Source organism: Streptomyces sp. NBC_01241 (genome assembly GCF_041435435.1).
Classification (GTDB): domain Bacteria; phylum Actinomycetota; class Actinomycetes; order Streptomycetales; family Streptomycetaceae; genus Streptomyces.
The window spans coordinates 786,346-803,313 of sequence record NZ_CP108494.1 but is presented as its reverse complement, the minus strand read 5'-3'; the positions used below and the strand labels follow the sequence as shown (position 1 = coordinate 803,313).

Here is a 16,968-nt window from a genome sequence, read left to right as displayed (position 1 = left end):
CGGCGGCCGTGGCCCGGCCGTCCGTGGGATCGAGGTCAGAGGCCGTCGGGCTCGTCGTCGGGCCGGGCCGGCCGGCCGCCCGGGGACCGTCCGGGCGCCAGTCGCTCCACCACCTCGGCCAGCTCCTCGCAGGCACGCTGGATTCTGAGGCGGATGTTGCTCTGCTCGGTGACGACGGCCGCGAGCACCAGCGCGGTCAGGGCCACCGAACCGTTGAACACGGCGAGATTCACCATCACGTGAAGGATGCTGTGACCCTCGAACGGCCCCACGCCCTGCGTTCCCGCGACGACCGCCGTGACCGACACCAGAAAGGCGCACGGCGCGCTTCCTGCCAGCCGAAAGCGCAGAGCCGCCCAGATGATCAGCGGGAACACCAGGTAGATCATCGCCAGCGAGGTCCTGGTTGCCACCAGGGAGACAGCCACGGAGGCCACCGCCAGCGCGCTCGCCTCGATCCACCGGTCCGTGGCCCGCGGCATCCGCACGCTGCGGAGCACGAGCAGCAGCGGGGTGACCACGAGCACACCCATCGCGTCCCCCGACCACCATGCCGTCCAGACCGGCCAGAAACCGCTCGGCGGCAGATTGTCGTCCACCACGAGCATGCACGTGCCCACGGTCGCGCTGATGACCATGCCCGCCAGCGCGCCGAGGAACACCAGCACGACGCCGTCGCGCAGCCGGTCCAGCTCCCCGCGGAAACCGGCCCCCCGCAGTATCAGGTACGAGCAGACGGGAGCCAGGGTGTTGCCCGCCACTACGACGACGGTGAACAGCGAGACCGAGTCGCTGAGCGTGGCGACGACGGACAGGGAGCCCAGCGCGATACCGGGCCAGGCGCGCAGTCCCAGGAAGAGCAGGGCACCCAGCGCGATGCCCGTGGGCGGCCAGAGCGGGGTGACGACCGCGCCGTGGACGGACACCCCGCGGATCAGACCGAGCCCACCGGCCAGGTAGTAGGCGGCGGCGACGGCCAGGACGCGCAGTACGGCCGAGGCCGTGGCTATCGTTCTCTCGCTGCTCGACACCTTGCTGCGGATCACACATCTCATCAGACACCGACCCGGACGGGTGGCGGCTGTCTGACACGCTCACCCTGGACCCGGGCGTCAGTTCCCGCCGGGAGCCGCCCCGTGGCGCAGGACGAGAACGGCCGCGTCGTCCTGGTGCCCGGTCCTCGCCGCCGCGCGCAGCACCGCGTCGGCCAGCTCGTCGGCGTCGGCGGCCACCCGGGAGACCACCAGCCGCGTCACCGCGTCCAGTCCCTCGTCGATCGGGAACGAAGGACCCTCGATCACCCCGTCGGTGACCAGGACGAACGCACCGGGGCTCGTCAGGCGCCGTCGGGTGACCGGATAGCGCTCGCCCGCCCGGACCCCCAGGGGCAGACCGCCCTCGTCGTCGGTGACACCGCAGCGCCCGTCCGTGGTGGCCCAGACAGCGGCTACATGCCCGGCGCGGGCACTGCGGAGCTCCTGGGTGACCGGGTCGAGGCGGGCAAAGGTGCAGGTCGCGAAGAGGCCCGAGTCCACCGAGAGCAGCAGATCATTGGTCCGGCCCACGACCTCGCCGGGATCCGTGGCGGTGGCGGCTATCGCCCGCATGGCGATGCGGATCTGGCCCATGAAAGCGGCCGCCTCGACGTCATGGCCCTGAACGTCCCCGATGGCGAACGCCAGTGAGCCGTCCGGCAGCACGAACCCGTCGTACCAGTCACCACCGATGTCCAGCCCGTTGCGGGCCGGCGTGTACCGGGCAGCTGTCTGCAGCCCCGGCAGGGCGGGCAGCGCCGAAGGGAGCATCTCGCGCTGCAAGGCCTCGGCCAGTTCCACCCGCGCCCGGTGCAGCTCCACCTCCTGGCGCGCCTGTGAGGTGAGCTGCTGCAGAGTGGTGAGCAGTTCGCCGGTGCTCGCCGCACGGGGAGGACGACGCCGGTTCATGGGCGGCTCCGCACTCGGGGGAAGTGACTCCCGCATCCTATTTCGGCGCCACGAGCCCCGCAGGACGAGAAGCGGCGCCGTGATCCCGGCAGGACGGTCCGGAACGCGCGGACGGGCCCGGGCGGGGGGATCCTGATCACAGGACCGCGTCGTGGCGGCGCACCGAGTCCGCGCGCGGTCGCAGGAGGTGCGCGATGACTCGCAGGCTGGAATGGAAGGTCCGGGTGGGCCTGTCCGAGGAGGACGGTACGACCAGGGCGGAGGCGGTGCTGGACACCGGCTCCGAAAAGCTCGTGGGACACGGGGTCGCCCGCTGCAACCCGCAGGACGTGGACGTCCCCGCCATCGGCGACGAACTCGCGGCGAGCCGTGCAATGAAGGACATCGCCGCGCAGCTGATGAAGGCCGCCGACCAGGAATTGGAATCGGTCGGGGCCGGACCCGCTACCGGGCCCGTCACACCGCCGTACGCGTGGTCCGACACCACGGCCTGAGCCTCGCACCGCACCGGCCGCCGGGCCATGAGGGCACAGCGGGCGCGGGCAGGACTGCACACATCCCGGCCCTGGCGGAGGTGGCCGATGCGGGAGATTCTTCCGGCGCTCAGCCGCTGGTACGCCGCCGGGGCGCCGTTCGGGCTCGCCACCGTCGTCGCGGTCAGCCGCAGTGCGCCGCGCGGCCCCGGGGCGGCGATGGCCGTCGGCCCGGACGACGAGGTGGTCGGCAGCGTCTCCGGCGGCTGCGTCGAGGGTGCGGTCTTCGAACTGGCCAAGGAGGTCATGGAGACCGGCGATGCCCAGCTCCGTACCTTCGGCTACAGCGACGAGGACGCCTTCGCCGTCGGTCTCACCTGCGGCGGCGAGATCACTCTCCTGGTGCGCCCCGTGACGGCCGCGTACGACGTCTCCTTCGGTGAACTCGCCGCATCGGTCGCAGCTCACCGCCCAGTGGTGGCCGCCGTCGTGACCGACGGCCCGGCCCCGCGTGGCGCCGCCCTCGCCGTCGGGCCGGACACCGTCTCCGGCTCGCTGGGCGCGAGCGGACTCGACGCCGCCGTCACCGCCGACGCGCTAGGGGAACTCGCCCGCGGCGCAACCGGCTTGCGGCACTACGGCCCCGGCGGCGAACGGCGCGAGGACGATGTCAGCGTGTTCCTCCAGTCGTTCGCCCCGCCGCCCCGGATGCTGGTCTTCGGCGCGATCGACTTCGCCGCGGCGGTGGCCCGGATCGGCGCGTTCCTCGGCTACCGCGTCACCGTCTGTGACGCCCGCCCCGCCTTCGCCGACCCCCGCCGCTTCCCGGACGGTGCGGAGGTGGTCGTCGACTGGCCGCACCGGTATCTGCGCGACACGGACACCGACGCACGGACCGTGATGTGCGTACTCACCCACGACCCGAAGTTCGACGTCCCGTTGCTGGAGGTGGCCCTGCGCACCCCGGCCGCGTACATCGGGGTGATGGGGAGCCGGCGGACCCACGAGGACCGCCTGGCCCGGTTGCGCGAGGCCGGTCTCGGCGAAGCGGAACTGGCCCGGTTGCGCTCGCCCATCGGTCTCGACCTCGGCGCGCGCACCCCCGAGGAAGTGGCCGTGTCGATCGCGGCGGAGATCGTCGCACTGCGCTGGGGCGGCACCGGCAGCCCGCTCACGGAAACGACCGGGGCGATCCACCGGTGAGCGACGAACGCGTAGACCGGTCCGCCGACGGCTCCTCGCGAGGGCTGCCGGCTCGCGGAAGAGCTGTCCACGGCGGCGCCGGCTGCTGTGCTGCCGCCGCCGGAGTCGCGACCGCCGTCCCGCTCGCGTACGGGCCGGCGCCCCGTCCCGTGACCGCCGGGATCCGCGGGCACACCCTCGGCTACGCACTCGACCTTCCCGGCTCCGAACTGCTCGTCGGCGGCCGGCCCACGCCCTCGTGCCGTACACCGGGGAGCTTCGGCGGTGGCCCTCTCAGCCGGCCCGGCCGAAGTGCCGCTCCACGATCGACGCGGCGTCGGTGCCGCGCGGCAGGATGCCGTATTGGTGGCCACGCTCCTCACCGAGCCGGGCGGCGACGAACGCCTCGGCTACCGCGGGGGCATGACGCAGCATCAGCGAGGACTGCAGGGCCAGGGCCATGCCTTCGACCGTCGCCCGGGCGCGGGTCTGCGCGGCGAGCGGGTCGCGCAGGTCCTCGGCCAGCTCCCGGCGCACCCGGCGGATGTGCGCGTCCAGCACGGAACTCGCACCGGACGTGGTCTCCAGCTCGGCCCAGAAGGCGTCCAGCGACTGCGGGGTCCTGGCGATGCCCCGCAGCACATCGAGGGCGATGACATTGCCGGAGCCCTCCCACACCGCCATCACCGGCTGCTCGCGGTAGCGCCGGGCCAGCGGCCAGTCCTCGGTGTAGCCGTTGCCGCCCAGGCACTCCAGCGCCTCGTAGGCGTGGTGCGGACCGCGCTTGCAGATCCAGTACTTGGCCACGGCGGTGGCCAGCCGCCGGAACATCGCCTCGGACTCGCCGCTGTCGGCCTCGTACGCATGGGCCAGGCGAAGCGCGGTCCAGGTCGCGGCCTCCGTCTCCAGTGCCAGATCGGCGAGGACCGCCGTCATGGCCGGCTGGTCGACCAGCCGGGCACCGAACGCGCTGCGGTGGTGCGCGTGCCAGATCGCCTCGGACACCGACTGGCGCATGCCCGCGGTGGTGCCGAGCACACAGTCGAGCCGAGTGTGGTTGACCATCTCGATGATGGTGGGGACGCCGCGGCCGGGCTCGCCGACCCGTACTGCCCAGGTGCCGTCGAACTCCACCTCGCAGGAGGCGTTCGACTTGTTGCCGAGCTTGTTCTTCAGCCGCTGGATACGGACGGTGTTACGGGTGTCGTCGGCCAGCACACGCGGCACGAGGAAGCAGGTGAGCCCGGCCTCGGCCTGGGCCAGGACCAGGAACGCGTCCGACTGCGGGGCCGAGAAGAACCACTTGTGCCCGGTCAGCAGATGGGCCCGGCCCTCGGGGCCGGAGGCCAGCGGGACGGCCCGCGTGGTGTTGGCGCGGACGTCGGAGCCGCCCTGCTTCTCCGTCATCCCCATGCCGAACGTGAGCCCCGACTTGCGGCCCGGGGCGATCAGCCGGGGGTCGTACGAGCGGCTGAGCAGGCCCGGCAGCCAGTCCCGCCCCACGTCCGGATCGCGTTGCAGGACCGGGACCACGGCATGCGACATGGACATCGGGCAGGCGTGGCCTGGTTCGATCTGGGCGAACAGCATGAAGGAGGCCGCCCGCGCCACCGCCGCTCCGGGCTTCGGGTCGGCCCAGCCCGCGGTGTGCGTGCCGTGGTTCACCGCCGCGCCGATGACCTCGTGGTACGCGGGGTGGAAGTCGATCTCGTCGACGCGGTTGCCGTAACGGTCATGGGTGCGCAGGACGGGCGGGGAGGCGTGGGCGAGCTCCGCGTCGATCTGGAACCGCTCGGAACCGACCAGGGTGCCGATCTCGTGCAGCTCCTTCTCGTGCCAGGCCGCGCCGAACGCCCGGACGGCCTCCGTGAGAGGCAGGTTCGTGCCGTACTCGTCGAGATCCTTCCTGGGCGGGGCCTGGTTGGTGACCTCGTGAGTGGGGTGCGGTGCGGGGGCGTCGGGCCGAAGGCCGGTCCGGTGCGGGGTGACGGTCATCGCGGGTTCCTGTCCTGGGGAGGTGGGCGGGGGCGGCGAGGAAGCGGGCGAGCGGGGGCGGCTCGCGATCAGGTGCCGTGGGCTCCGACCGCTCTCAGGCACAGCGTGGTGATGCCTGCCACGACCGGTTCCGGTTCGGTCCGCCCGCCGACCGGTGACAGCGGGCCGAGCAGTGCCTCGCCGACCGCCCCGATCACGGCGGCGGCCGACAACCGCGCGTCCTGCGCGGGCAGTTCACCCGAGGCGATTCCCGCGGCGACGGCCGACTCGGCGAGGGCGTGATAGCCGCGCCGGTACGTCAGCCGCTCCTGCTCGACCAGCGGATCGACCGGTTCGGCCAGCAACGCCCAGGCCGTACGCGGGTTGCGCAGCGCACGGTACGCGAAGACCTCGACCAGCGCGCGCACCTGCTCGGCCGCACCGCTCCGCGCCCGCACCGCCTCTTGCACCGTGCCGAGTTCATGACCAGCGACATGGCGGAAGACTGCCGCGAGCAGTTCCTGCTTGGAGGCGAAGTGGTTGTAGACGCTGCCGGTGGCGACGCCGGCCCGGTCGGCGATCACGGAGATGCCGGCCGCCGCGTACCCGCCCTCGGCCAGCAGCTGCCGGGCGGCTTCCAGCAACCGTTCGCGGTGCGCGAGCCGGGTCGCTTCCGTGCGGGCGGTGGGGCGGTAGGCCATGATGTTCTGAACCTCGATTCATATCTTCCTCTGTCACTGAACCACTGTTGTTCGCACCGCGCAACGGCCCTGTCGCAGAACTGCCGTTCTCGTTTCCGTGGGTAAGGGAACGGGGGTTCAAGGTTGTGCGGGCGGCGGCTGTTACGGAATTCCCGGGCGGCTCGCGCGGGGTGTGCGCGGTCGTGCGCCCCGCTCTCGGGGCCACCGCCGGCTGCGCCGGCGCGGTGCCGGGCGGGTGGATGTAGCAGGCAGTGGTTGACAGGTACTCGGACGACCGGAATGTGTGCCCGGTGCAGACGCGCGTGACGGAAATGTCCGTACTTCGTCACACGTATCGGGGCGCCTTCCGTGGCTGGGGCCATCGGGCCACAGTGTGCGTTCTCGGCAACAGGCCGGGACCGAACAACGCTCGGACCGCAGGGGTCCGGGCCCGTACCCGAGGGGTATTCATGTCCCGTTCCGCACGGCGGTTCACCGCCGCCGTTCTCGCTTCCGGCGCTCTGGTGGCCGCCGCCGCACTTCCGGCGACCGCAGACGAACACGGCCACGGTCACAGCCGGGCCGACGAGCGTCCGGCGGTGGTTCTGGGTGCGATCCAGTACAACAGCCCCGGTCGTGACAGCGGCTCCAACCGCAGCCTCAACAGCGAATGGGTGACTGTCACCAACACCGGCCGCCACGCGGTCAACCTCCGAGGCTGGACCCTGAGCGACGAGAGCCGCCGCAGCTACCGGTTCAATCTGCGCCTGGCCGGCCGCTCCTCCGTGCGCGTGCACACCGGAATCGGCCGCGACACCGACCGCGATGTCTACCAGGACCTCCGCAGGCACGTCTGGGACGCCCGCGACACGGCGACACTGCGGGACGCGAATGGCCGCAGCGTCGACTCGAAGTCCTGGGGCCGCGACCGCGACCGGGCCGGCCGCGACGACCACGACGGCCGTAACGGTCACCAGGACCGCGATCACGGGCGCAACGACGACCACGACGGCCGTAACGGTCACCAGGACCGCGATCACGGGCGCAACGACGACCACGACGGCCGTAACGGTCACCAGGGCCGCGATCACGGGCGCAACGACGACCACGACGGCCGTAACGGTCACCAGGGCCGCGACCACGGGCGCAACGACGACCACGACGGTCGTAACGGTCACCAGGGCCGCGACCACGGAGGCAGCGACAACCGCGACGGCCGTCACCACCACGACCGTCGCGACTGACCCGACCGGCGCCCGCTCCCCGTCCCCGGAGCGGCCGCCACCACCCTGATCGCGGCGCCCCGTGGCCCACCGGCCACGGGGCGCCGCACACCGAGGTCAGGAATCGTCGGCCACGGACGGGTCGTCTCTGCCGGACGGGAGCTCCTGTTCGGTCCACAGTGCCTTGCCGTCGCTGCTGTACCGGGTGCCCCAGTGGGCGGCGAGCCGGGAGACGATGAACAGTCCGCGGCCGCCCTCGTCGACGGTGCGCGCATGGCGCAGATGGGGCGACACCCGGCTGCTGTCGTGTACTTCGCAGGTGAGTGTGCGGTCCAGGATCAGCCGCAGCTGCAGCGGAGGGGTGCCGTAACGGACCGCATTGGTGATCAGTTCGCTCACGATGAGTTCGGTCGCGTCGGTCGTCGCCTCGTCCACGCCCCAGCCGTCGAGCCGGTCGCGCACGAGCGTACGGGAGATGGCGGGAGCGGTCCGGTCATGGGCCAGCTCCCAGGTCGCGACCCGGTCGGGGGGAACGACGCCGGTACGGGCGAGGAGGAGCATGGCGCCCTCAGGGCAGGCCTCGGCCGGCAGGTTGTAGACCACGTCGTCGCACAGGTCCTGCAGATTCCGGCCGGGTCGCGCGAGTGCCTGCCGTACCTGATCCGCGGAGTCCCCGTCGGTGGGGAAAGGGCCGGTGAGGAACGCCAGAACGCTTCCTTCGTCGAGCTCGAACGCAGCGGCGGCGTACGGCGAAGTGTCGGTGGAGAAGAGCGGGGGCCCGTCGGGGACATCGAGGGCGGTCGTGGTGCCGTCGGGGGTGACGAGGACGGGGGACGGATGACCGGACCGAGCCACGGTGCAGGTGCGGGAGAACGGGTCGTAGACGGCATACATGCAGGTCGCCGTGGGCGGTTGCCTGTGCAGCCAGTCGCCGGGCGGCAGCGCGGCCCGCTCGCCGGCCAGCCGGCCGGCGGTGTCGGCCAGTCTGGCCAGCACTTCGTCCGGCTCCAGATCGAGACCGGCCAGCGCGTGGATGACGGTCCGCAACTGCCCCATGGTGATGGCTGCCTGGAGGCCGGGCGCCTCGACATCACCGACGATCAGAGCGGTGCGCGCGCCCGAGAGGCCGATGGTGTCGAACCAGCAGCCGCTGTTGCGCCCGGGCAGCAGGACATGTGCCGTCTCCACGGCGATGCCGCCGCCGTTGTTCTGGGGAAGGAGCCGGCGCTGCACCGTCGACGCGATCGCGTGGTCGCGTGCGTAGCGCCGCGCGTTGTCGATGCTCAGGGCGACGTGAGCGGCCGCCGTCAGAGCCGGCGGGAGATCGTTCTCCTCGAAGGGTTCCGTCCCCCGGCACCGGAAGAGACTCGCCAGGCCGAGAACCGTGCCGTGCAGCTTCAGCGGGACCACGATCAAGGAGTGCGCCCGGGTCGCTTCGACGAGCCGGGCGCTGTCGGGGTCCGCTTCGAGCCACGGCGTCCGGGCGTCGATCTGGACGAGACGGGGCTTCAGGTCGGATGCGGCCAGGGCGTACGGCGTACGGTCGGGGAGCCGGCGCATCTCTCCGACGAGGCCGCTCCGGTACTCGTCCGCGCCGAGGCCTCGAACGGCCGCGCGACGCAGGGGGACATCGGGCTCCAGCGGCCCCGGCTTCGGATCCGAGCCGCGCAGGACGTCATCCACCACCTCGACCACGGCGAGGTCGGCGAATGCCGGAACGACGGCCTCGACGAGTCCCTCGCAGGTGGCCGCCACATCGAGTGACCTGCCCACCTGCGTGCGCACCGCGGTGAGGCAGGCCGCCCGGATGCGGGCCTTCTCCTGCTCATCGACGTCGACGACGGCGGCGAGCAGCCCCAGGGTGCGACCGTCCGCATCGTTCAGCCGGTAGACGGACACCCTGAGACTGCGGCTGCGGCCGGTGGAGTCGGCGGGCCGACCGCGGACCACCCGGTCGCGCACGGCCACACCGCTGTCCAGCACTTTGCGCAGGATGCGCTCCGCCTCGTCCGGTTCTTCGAGGTGGTACGCCTCGGTGAAGTGACGCCCCACGAGGCGCTCGTCGGGGACGGCGCCGGACAGGGTGTTCGCCCGCATCACCCGCAGCCGGGTGTCCAGCACGTGCAGGCCCACCGCCGACTGGGCGAACAGGGTGTCGAGGACCGCTGCCTCCATGCCCTCGACCGCCTGTGACACGGGGTCCGGTGCAGCGGCGTCCGACACGGATCCACCCCCATGAGGCTCTGCCCGCCTGCTGGATCGGCGGGTAGGGACAAGCGTCGACGCACCCCGCGTGCCGTGCCACCGGCCGGTGGCAGACGGGTGAACCGCCACCGATCGCGCCGAACGGCCGGAGCCTCCCGATCCCTGTCGTCGATCCCTGCCGTGGCACAGGCTCGGGGCGGCTCCGGCCGGACTCAGACGTCGAGGGCCGCGGAGACGACGGCCTTGGCCTCCTCCTGCACGCGACCGAGATGGTCGCTGCCGAGGAACGACTCGGCGTAGATCTTGTAGACGTCCTCCGTGCCCGAGGGGCGGGCGGCGAACCAGGCGTTCTCGGTGGTCACCTTGATGCCGCCGATGGGTGCGCCATTGCCGGGCGCCTGTGTCAGCACGGCCGTGACCGGTTCACCGGCCAGGGTGTCGGCCGTGACCTGCGCGGGGGACAGGCGCCCGAGCACCGCCTTCTGCTCCCGGTCGGCGGGGGCGTCGATCCGGGCGTACGCCGGCTCGCCGAACCGGCCGGTGAGCGCCGCGTAGTGCTCCGACGGCGACGTGCCCGTCACCGCGAGGATCTCCGAGGCGAGCAGCGCCATGATGATGCCGTCCTTGTCGGTCGTCCACACCGATCCGTCGCGGCGCAGGAACGAGGCCCCGGCCGACTCCTCGCCGCCGAACCCGAGCGATCCGCCGACCAGTCCGTCGACGAACCACTTGAAGCCGACCGGCACCTCGACCAGTTCACGGCCCAGACCGGCGGCGACCCGGTCGATCATTCCGGAGGAGACCAGCGTCTTGCCGATGCCCGCGGCGGCCGGCCACTGCTCGCGGTGGGTGTACAGGTAGTCGATGGCGACGGCGAGGTAGTGGTTCGGGTTCATCAGTCCGGCGTCGGGCGTCACGATGCCGTGCCGGTCGGCGTCCGCGTCGTTCCCGGTCGCGATCTGGTACCGGTCGCGCCGGCCGATCAGCGAGGCCATGGCGTACGGCGACGAGCAGTCCATCCGGATCTTTCCGTCCCAGTCCAGCGTCATGAACCGCCAGGTGGGGTCGGTCAGGGGATTGACCACGGTCAGATCGATCCGGTGCTGCTCCGCGATCCGGCCCCAGTACGCGACCGACGCGCCGCCCAGCGGATCGGCACCGATCCGCACCCCGGCCGAGCGGATCGCGTCCAGGTCGAGCACGGACGGCAGATCGGCGACGTAGCTGCCGAGGAAGTCGTACGTCCCGGTGGTCGACGCCGCCCGAGCGCGGGCGTAGGGCAGCCGGCGTACGTCCTTCATGCCGGCCGCGATGATCTCGTTGGCCCGTTCCTGGATCCAGCCGGTGGCCTCGGACCCGGCCGGGCCGCCGTTGGGCGGGTTGTACTTGAATCCGCCGTCGCCGGGCGGGTTGTGGGACGGCGTGACCACCACACCGTCGGCGAGCCGCGAGGTCCGGCCCCGGTTGTGGGTGAGGACGGCGAGCGACACCGCCGGGGTCGGGGTGTAGCCGTCGGCCGGGTCGATGAGCACGGTCACGTCATTGGCGGCGAACACCTCGATGGCCGTGATCCTGGCGGGTTCCGACAGGGCGTGGGTGTCGGCGCCGAGGAAGAGCGGCCCGTCCGTGCCCTGCCGCGCCCGGTACTCGCTGATGGCCTGGCTGGTGGCGGCGATGTGGTCCTCGTTGAACGCGGTGGCCGTGGACGACCCGCGATGGCCGGAGGTACCGAACGCCACCCGCTGGTCCGGCACGGACGGATCCGGGTGCAGCGTGTAATACGCGGTCACCAGCCGGGCCACATCGGTGAGATCCTCCGGCCGGGCCGGCTGTCCAGCTCGTTCGTGCGGCATCTGCCACTCCTCCGTATCGGTCGGTCGTTGCGGTCTTCCCCGCGCCATTTTCGCGGGTGGCCCGCACCGCTCCGCCACTGCCCCGCCGTCGGCGCGGTCGACGTGACACGGGGGAACGGGGTTCCGGGGACGCGGGGGCGCGGCGGCTGCGGCACAGTGGGCATATGGACGATCTGAATGCCCTCGCCGACGAGCATCTGGCCGCTGCCCGCGCCGCCGCGCACGGCCGCAGCGCCCACCGCCTGCTGCATCAGGAACCCCTGCGCCAGACGGTCATCGCCCTCGCCTCGGGCTTCGCGCTCGACGAGCACAACGCACCCGCCGCGGCCTCCCTCCAGGTGCTCCGCGGCCGGGTGCGCATTACGGCGGCCTCGGGCGATGTGGAGCTGAACGCCGGAGAGCTCCAGCCGGTTCCGCAGGAGCGGCACGGACTGCTGGCGCTGGAGGACGCCGTGGTGCTGCTGACAGCCGTCAACGAGTGACGGAGCCGGCCCCGGGACGTGCGGCGGAGGCCATCCGGACACGCTCCAGAACCCACAGGACGAGACTTCCGGCGGCCAGCGAACCACCCAGAAGGCAGATGCCGCTCCAGCCGGCCCGCGACCAGACCACCGAAGCCAGGGCGGCTCCGGCCGCACCGCCCAGGAAGAACAGCGTCATGAATCCGGAGTTGATCCGGTTGCGGGCCTCCGGGCGGAGCGCGTAGATCACGGTTTGACCGCTGTTGAGCCCCGCCTGCTGGGCGATGTTCAGCGAGATCACCCCGACCGCCAGCCACAGCAGCGAGGACTCGCCGGCCAGCAGCGGCAGCCACGAGAGCGTGAGGAGCGCGGCCGCCGTGCCCGACACCGCCTGCACCCGGCCGCGGTCGCTCAGCCGCGCCGCGATGTTCATGCCCACGACACCGATGACGCCCACCAGCCCGAACAGCCCGATGGCGGCCGCGTTCCAGTGGAAGGGGGGCCGGGTCAGCAGGAACGTCAGCGCGGTCAACTGCACGCTGTACGAGGCCATGGAGAACGCGCCGATGGCCGCCCGCCACCGCAGCAGGGGTTCCTGTCGCAACAGGGCCAGCGTGGAGCGCAGCAGTCCGGTGTACGGCATCGGCGCCGCGTCGCGCGGCCGGGGCAGCCGGGGGAGCCGGTTGTGCAGGAGTATCGCCATGACGGCCATGAGCAGCGCGTTCACCCAGTACGCCGTCCGCCAGCCGCCGAGCTCGGACAGCGCACCGGAGGCCAGTCGTCCGAACAGGCCGCCGAGCAGAACACCGGACATGACGACCCCGACGATCCTGCCGCGTTCGGCCGGAGCCGCGAGGGCCGCCGCGAACGGCACCACGACCTGCGCTCCGACGGAGGTCAGCGCGGTGAGCAGGGTTCCGGCGATCAGCAGTGGGCCGGTGGGGGCCGCGGCCGTCACCAGGAGGAAGAAGGCGGTGAGCGCGAACAGGATCACCGCGAGCCGCCGGCGGTCCATGACGTCCCCGAGGGGAACGAGCAGGATCAGGCCCAGCGCGTACCCGGCCTGAGCGGCGGTCACGATCAGCCCCGCCGCGGTGACACCGATGTGCAGATTCACCTCGATGACGTCGAGTAGCGGCTGCGCGAAGTAGTTTCCGGCGGCCGAGAGCCCGGCGGCGAGGGCCATCAGCAGGACTAGGCCGCGACCGGGCGCGGATGGATCGGGGAGCGTGCGCGGGACGGCGCGACTGCGGGTCCCGTGGGTGGAATGAGCCATGTCCCTCAGCGTCGGGGATCCGCCATCGATGAGTCCAATACATGTTTTTCATTCCATCGATCGTGGTTCACGATGGATGGATGGAATTTCAGCAGATGCGGTACGTCGTCGCGGTGGCGGAACTGGGCAGCTTCACCCGCGCCGCGAAGAGGTGTCTGGTCGTCCAGTCCGCGTTGAGCCATCAGATCGCCCGGCTGGAGAAGGAGCTGGGGGCCCGGCTCTTCGACCGCACGAGCCGTCAGGTGAGGCTTACTGCGGCGGGCGAGGCGTTCCTGCCGGAGGCCAGGCAGGCGCTGGACGCGGCGGAGCGGGCCCGGGCCGAGGTCGCCGCCACGACCGGGGAGGTGCACGGCCGCCTCGCGGTCGGAGCCATCCCGACCATCTCCGCGGTCGACATCCCGGCCGCGCTGCGCGCGTTCCACCTCCGCTACCCGAAGGTGCACATCGTCCTGCGGGACGGGGCGAGCAAGGACCTGGTCCAGGAGGTACGGGACGGGACGCTCGACGTGGCGTTCCTGGGCGTGCTGCCGAGCTACCGGCCGAAGGGCGTGAGCGATCACGAGCTCGCCACGGGCGAACTGGTCGCCGTCGTAGCCCCCACCCACCCCCTGGCCGGGAAGGCGGAAGTGGGGCTGGAACGGCTGGCGAAGGAGATGTTCGTCGACTACCCCGACGGCACGGCGGCCCGGGCGCAGTCGGAGGAGGCGTTCGCTGCGATGGGGCTCACCCGCGAGGTGGCGTTCGAGGTCAGCGGCACCGACTTCATCGTCCGGCTGGTCCGCAGCGGGCTCGGCATCGCCATGCTGCCGGCCGCCTTCGCGGCGGAACTGCCCGGCGTACATGTGCTGCCCGTCCGTGACGCGCCCGCCCGCACGGAACGGCTGGTCTGGAGCCGCTTCCGCCCCGCCCCGGCCGCTGCGGCGTTCCTGACCGGGCTCGGTGTCGATACCGGCTGAGGATTCCGTTCAGTCCTCCGGCAGCGCCCGGCGGCGACGCCGCAGAAAGTCCTGCTCGGCCGTGTTCTCCGTACGGTCGGCGTGGAACACGTGGTACCCGTCGAGGTCGAGCTGCTCCAGACGCAGCCGGTCGTCCTGCACGGGGCCCTCCTCGGCCGGTTCGTTCCCGGCATGAACCAGCGCCGCCCGGGCGTGCCGGTCGGCCCGGGAGACCTCGCGGCGCAGGCGGTCGATCGCCCGGTTGCACGCCGTGGTGATGATCCAGCCGGCTGGGGCGGGCGGCACCCCGGCCGACGGCCACCGGTCGAGCGCCGTCGATACGGAACACGGCCCGGTACGAAGAAATTCTCACCGAGGCTTGTGGGAGCGCTCCCGGAATCGGCAGGATGAGGCGATGACCCAGCCCGCCGGCCCACGGGCCTACCACCCCGACGACCGCGCGGCCCTCGCGGACATCTGCGTCCGGACGGCCGACAACGGCGGCGACTCCCGGCATCTGTACCCGGACCCGGAGCTGATGCCGTCGATCTTCGCCGCGCCGTACGCGTACCTCGAACCCGATCTGGCCTTCGTGATCGACGACGGTACGGGCCGGGCGGTCGGCTACATCCTGGGGACCGCCGACACGGAGCGCTTCGTGACGGAGTTCCGCAAGCGGTGGCTGCCCCTCGTGGCGGACCGCTTCCCGGAACCGGACGGCCCGCCGCGCACGCCCAGCGAGGAAATGACCGTCCTCCTGCACGCCCCGGAGCGGATGATCGTTCCCGAACTGGCTGCCCACCCCGCCCACTTGCACATCGATCTGCTGCCCGAGTGGCAGCGGAAGGGGTACGGCAAGGCGCTGATGCGCAGGTTCCTGGCCGCCCTGCGGGCCAAGGGAGTGGAGGCCGTGCACCTGTCCATGCTCACGGCCAACACCCCTGCCAGGACCTTCTACGACCGGCTCGGTTTCGTCGAGCTCCAGGTACCTGACCCGGGGCCGCTCACCTACCTGGGGCGCACCACCGAAGCGGATCTGTAGCGGACCGTCGCCATAGGCGGGGCGAGGCCCCGTGTCCCGGCCGTGCGCGGAAGTCTTCGCGTCACATGCGTCGGACGGGCCGCGCAGGGGGGGTGCCGCGAGGGTTCACTGGGCAGGTACTGGTGTGCGGCCCGGAAGACGGGGCGCAGTGGCCGCCGGCGAGGTACGTGTGACGTGAGGGAGCAGACCGTGTGGCAGTTCTCCGACGATCGTGGACAGTTGTCGACCGCTGGGCGGCGCCCGACGCGGGTGCTCGCCTATGTCCAGGCCGGAGCGACCCTGTGGGACCACGGGATACGCCCGAGCGCGATATTCGGCTCCGATCATGACGATCGCACCGTGCCGGACCCGGCGAAGACCGGATCGTTGTCGTTGACCGAGGTCCGCTACCTCGGCGCGGGCAGTACCCTGGACGTGGACACCCTGCTGGGCGGTGACCCGGATCTCGTGGTGGCCGTCAGCTACGGCGGCGGGCAGGTCTACGGGCTCGCCCCGGAGACCGCCAAGCATCTGGAGGAGCACGTCCCGATCGTCGCCATCGACGTCGGCCAGGCACGCACCCTCGCGGAGATCGGCGACCGGTTCGCACAACTGGCCCGATCGCTCGGCGCCGGGCGAGCCACGACGGCGACCCGGGACCTGGACGCCGCCCGGGAGCGGCTGCGCATGCTCTCCGCCGAACCCGACCGGCCCCGGGTGGTCGCCCTCTCTCCGGCCGGGGACGACCGGACGCATCTCGCCCGCCCCCGCATGTGGCCCGAGCTGCGCGTGCTGGCCGAACTCGGCGTCGACCTCGTGGAACCGGCGGACGGGCCCGGCGCGAACTGGTCCACGGTCGGCTGGGCGGAGGCCGCGGTGCTGCGCCCCGCCGTCGTGCTCGCCGACATCCGGTCCAACGCCACCCCTCTCCACGAACTCCGGAGAAACGCGGGGTGGGCGGCGATCGAGCGCGCCGCCCACGTACTGCCCTGGAACCCGGAGCCGGTCTGCAGTCCGCAGGCCCACGCACGATTCCTGACAGTCGTGGCCGACGCGCTGGAGGCCGCCGCCCACCTGCGATGACGTACGCGGCCCAAGGCGTCGCCGCCCCCCCCCGTCCGCGTGTGGCGATGCCCCGTACGGACGTCAGCGATCGCGCCCGGCGCCCCGGTTCGCGAGGCTGGGCAGGAGCGCCCCGAGCCGATCCCGTACGTCCCCAGGAGCAGGCATGCAGCAGGACAAGCACCCGCCCTACCGTCCCGTGGTCTTCCGTGACCGTTCGGCGGGCTACGCCTTTCTGACCCGGTCCACCGCGTCGAGCGAGCAGACGATCGACTGGGACGACGGCAACAGCTACCCCGTCATCGACGTGGAGATCTCCGCGGAGAGCCACCCGTTCTTCACCGGGAAGGCCCGTGTGGTCGACTCCGAAGGACAGGTGGCCAAGTTCGAGCGGCGGTACGGGGAGGAGGGGCGCAAGGACGCCTCCTGATCCGCGTACGGACCTGAACCCGACCCGCGTACGGACCCGAACCCGACCCGCGTACGGAGTTGAACCCGATCGCGTACGGACCTGAATGCGACCCGCGTACGGACCTGAACCCGATCGCGTACGGAGTTGAACCCGACCCCGTGACGGACGAAGTCCCCCGGCCCCCCACAGGGCCGGGGGACTTCGTCCGTCACGCCCTTGATACCGTCCGGCCGTCGTGACCTGCCCACAACATCCGGGCCCGGGACCA

At 71.9% G+C, this 16,968-nt stretch carries 14 protein-coding genes and 3 pseudogenes; 9 read left to right on the top strand and 8 right to left on the bottom strand.

The annotated features are described in order from the left end of the window. Positions 1 to 35: 35 nt before the first annotated feature. Together OG306_RS03045 and OG306_RS03040 are read right to left on the bottom strand one after the other, a co-directional pair. Positions 36 to 1,031 carry an MASE1 domain-containing protein gene (locus tag OG306_RS03045; protein ID WP_371666208.1) on the bottom strand — a complete coding sequence of 332 codons (996 nt, stop codon included), beginning with the start codon at positions 1,029 to 1,031 and terminating at the stop codon, positions 36 to 38. A gap of 81 nt (positions 1,032 to 1,112) precedes the next feature. After that, positions 1,113 to 1,943, bottom strand: a complete 831-nt coding sequence (locus OG306_RS03040; RefSeq protein WP_266907434.1) for a PP2C family protein-serine/threonine phosphatase — start codon at positions 1,941 to 1,943, stop codon at positions 1,113 to 1,115. Between the two features lie 194 nt (positions 1,944 to 2,137). Between OG306_RS03040 and OG306_RS03035 the strand changes: the two genes are divergently transcribed. From OG306_RS03035 to OG306_RS03025, 3 genes and pseudogenes are all read left to right on the top strand, one after another. Continuing rightward, a complete protein-coding gene (locus tag OG306_RS03035) occupies positions 2,138 to 2,437 on the top strand; it encodes a DUF1876 domain-containing protein (RefSeq protein ID WP_266744496.1) in 300 nt (99 codons plus the stop codon). A gap of 87 nt (positions 2,438 to 2,524) precedes the next feature. Further along, a complete protein-coding gene (locus OG306_RS03030) occupies positions 2,525 to 3,619 on the top strand; it encodes an XdhC family protein (RefSeq protein ID WP_266907436.1) in 1,095 nt (364 codons plus the stop codon). Beyond that, positions 3,616 to 3,831, top strand: a pseudogene (locus OG306_RS03025) (DUF6629 family protein); the annotation flags it as partial. The gene OG306_RS03030 and the pseudogene OG306_RS03025, both read left to right, overlap by 4 nt. Before the next feature lie 61 nt (positions 3,832 to 3,892). Here OG306_RS03025 and OG306_RS03020 read toward each other — a convergent pair. Both OG306_RS03020 and OG306_RS03015 read right to left on the bottom strand, forming a co-directional pair. Next, positions 3,893 to 5,593 carry an acyl-CoA dehydrogenase family protein gene (locus OG306_RS03020; protein WP_266907438.1) on the bottom strand — a complete coding sequence of 567 codons (1,701 nt, stop codon included), beginning with the start codon at positions 5,591 to 5,593 and terminating at the stop codon, positions 3,893 to 3,895. Positions 5,594 to 5,661: 68 nt separating this feature from the next. After that, positions 5,662 to 6,273 (bottom strand): TetR/AcrR family transcriptional regulator, encoded by a 612-nt coding sequence (locus OG306_RS03015; protein WP_266907440.1) that lies wholly within the window; start codon positions 6,271 to 6,273, stop codon positions 5,662 to 5,664. A gap of 449 nt (positions 6,274 to 6,722) precedes the next feature. Between OG306_RS03015 and OG306_RS03010 the strand changes: the two are divergent. Next, positions 6,723 to 7,178, top strand: a pseudogene (locus tag OG306_RS03010) (lamin tail domain-containing protein); the annotation flags it as partial. Positions 7,179 to 7,592: 414 nt separating this feature from the next. On the opposite strand, the gene OG306_RS03005 reads toward OG306_RS03010, so the two are convergent. Both OG306_RS03005 and pgm read right to left on the bottom strand, forming a co-directional pair. Further along, positions 7,593 to 9,698, bottom strand: coding sequence for a SpoIIE family protein phosphatase (locus OG306_RS03005; RefSeq protein WP_371665096.1), 2,106 nt, complete (start codon positions 9,696 to 9,698; stop codon positions 7,593 to 7,595). 194 nt (positions 9,699 to 9,892) lie between these two features. Continuing rightward, positions 9,893 to 11,533, bottom strand: coding sequence for a phosphoglucomutase (alpha-D-glucose-1,6-bisphosphate-dependent) (gene pgm, locus OG306_RS03000; RefSeq protein WP_266744492.1), 1,641 nt, complete (start codon positions 11,531 to 11,533; stop codon positions 9,893 to 9,895). A gap of 164 nt (positions 11,534 to 11,697) precedes the next feature. On the opposite strand from pgm, the gene OG306_RS02995 reads away from it, so the two are divergent. Beyond that, positions 11,698 to 12,015 (top strand): cupin, encoded by a 318-nt coding sequence (locus OG306_RS02995; protein WP_266744491.1) that lies wholly within the window; start codon positions 11,698 to 11,700, stop codon positions 12,013 to 12,015. On the opposite strand, the gene OG306_RS02990 is transcribed toward OG306_RS02995, so the two are convergent. Continuing rightward, positions 12,005 to 13,270: an MFS transporter gene (locus OG306_RS02990; protein WP_266744490.1), complete on the bottom strand. Its 1,266-nt coding sequence runs from the start codon at positions 13,268 to 13,270 to the stop codon at positions 12,005 to 12,007. The two genes, OG306_RS02995 and OG306_RS02990, sit on opposite strands and share 11 nt — an antisense overlap. An 80-nt stretch (positions 13,271 to 13,350) precedes the next feature. On the opposite strand from OG306_RS02990, the gene OG306_RS02985 reads away from it, so the two are divergent. Further along, a complete protein-coding gene (locus OG306_RS02985) occupies positions 13,351 to 14,226 on the top strand; it encodes a LysR family transcriptional regulator (protein ID WP_266744489.1) in 876 nt (291 codons plus the stop codon). A 117-nt stretch (positions 14,227 to 14,343) separates the two neighbouring features. Here the strand turns inward: OG306_RS02985 and OG306_RS02980 are convergent. Continuing rightward, positions 14,344 to 14,544, bottom strand: a pseudogene (locus OG306_RS02980) (RNA polymerase sigma factor); the annotation flags it as partial. Positions 14,545 to 14,620: 76 nt separating this feature from the next. Here OG306_RS02980 and OG306_RS02975 point away from each other — a divergent pair. The 3 genes from OG306_RS02975 to OG306_RS02965 all read left to right on the top strand — a co-directional run bounded on the left by OG306_RS02975 (position 14,621) and on the right by OG306_RS02965 (position 16,718). Beyond that, the gene (locus OG306_RS02975) at positions 14,621 to 15,247 is read left to right on the top strand and encodes a GNAT family N-acetyltransferase (RefSeq protein WP_266744488.1); all 627 of its coding nucleotides are present in this window, start codon (positions 14,621 to 14,623) and stop codon (positions 15,245 to 15,247) included. 174 nt (positions 15,248 to 15,421) lie between these two features. Continuing rightward, positions 15,422 to 16,309 (top strand): ABC transporter substrate-binding protein, encoded by an 888-nt coding sequence (locus OG306_RS02970; protein WP_266907442.1) that lies wholly within the window; start codon positions 15,422 to 15,424, stop codon positions 16,307 to 16,309. Between the two features lie 145 nt (positions 16,310 to 16,454). Continuing rightward, positions 16,455 to 16,718 (top strand): type B 50S ribosomal protein L31, encoded by a 264-nt coding sequence (locus OG306_RS02965; protein ID WP_266744486.1) that lies wholly within the window; start codon positions 16,455 to 16,457, stop codon positions 16,716 to 16,718. Positions 16,719 to 16,968: the final 250 nt, after the last annotated feature.

What these genes read in the sequence shown, in the direction of transcription:
- OG306_RS03040 (WP_266907434.1), bottom strand. Translation starts at nt 1,943, where the DNA reads ATGAACCGGCGTCGTCCTCCCCGTGCGGCGAGCACCGGCGAACTGCTC.
- OG306_RS03035 (WP_266744496.1), top strand. Translation starts at nt 2,138, where the DNA reads ATGACTCGCAGGCTGGAATGGAAGGTCCGGGTGGGCCTGTCCGAGGAG.
- OG306_RS03030 (WP_266907436.1), top strand. Translation starts at nt 2,525, where the DNA reads ATGCGGGAGATTCTTCCGGCGCTCAGCCGCTGGTACGCCGCCGGGGCG.
- OG306_RS03020 (WP_266907438.1), bottom strand. Translation starts at nt 5,593, where the DNA reads ATGACCGTCACCCCGCACCGGACCGGCCTTCGGCCCGACGCCCCCGCA.
- OG306_RS03015 (WP_266907440.1), bottom strand. Translation starts at nt 6,273, where the DNA reads ATGGCCTACCGCCCCACCGCCCGCACGGAAGCGACCCGGCTCGCGCAC.
- pgm (WP_266744492.1), bottom strand. Translation starts at nt 11,533, where the DNA reads ATGCCGCACGAACGAGCTGGACAGCCGGCCCGGCCGGAGGATCTCACC.
- OG306_RS02995 (WP_266744491.1), top strand. Translation starts at nt 11,698, where the DNA reads ATGGACGATCTGAATGCCCTCGCCGACGAGCATCTGGCCGCTGCCCGC.
- OG306_RS02990 (WP_266744490.1), bottom strand. Translation starts at nt 13,270, where the DNA reads ATGGCTCATTCCACCCACGGGACCCGCAGTCGCGCCGTCCCGCGCACG.
- OG306_RS02985 (WP_266744489.1), top strand. Translation starts at nt 13,351, where the DNA reads ATGGAATTTCAGCAGATGCGGTACGTCGTCGCGGTGGCGGAACTGGGC.
- OG306_RS02975 (WP_266744488.1), top strand. Translation starts at nt 14,621, where the DNA reads ATGACCCAGCCCGCCGGCCCACGGGCCTACCACCCCGACGACCGCGCG.
- OG306_RS02965 (WP_266744486.1), top strand. Translation starts at nt 16,455, where the DNA reads ATGCAGCAGGACAAGCACCCGCCCTACCGTCCCGTGGTCTTCCGTGAC.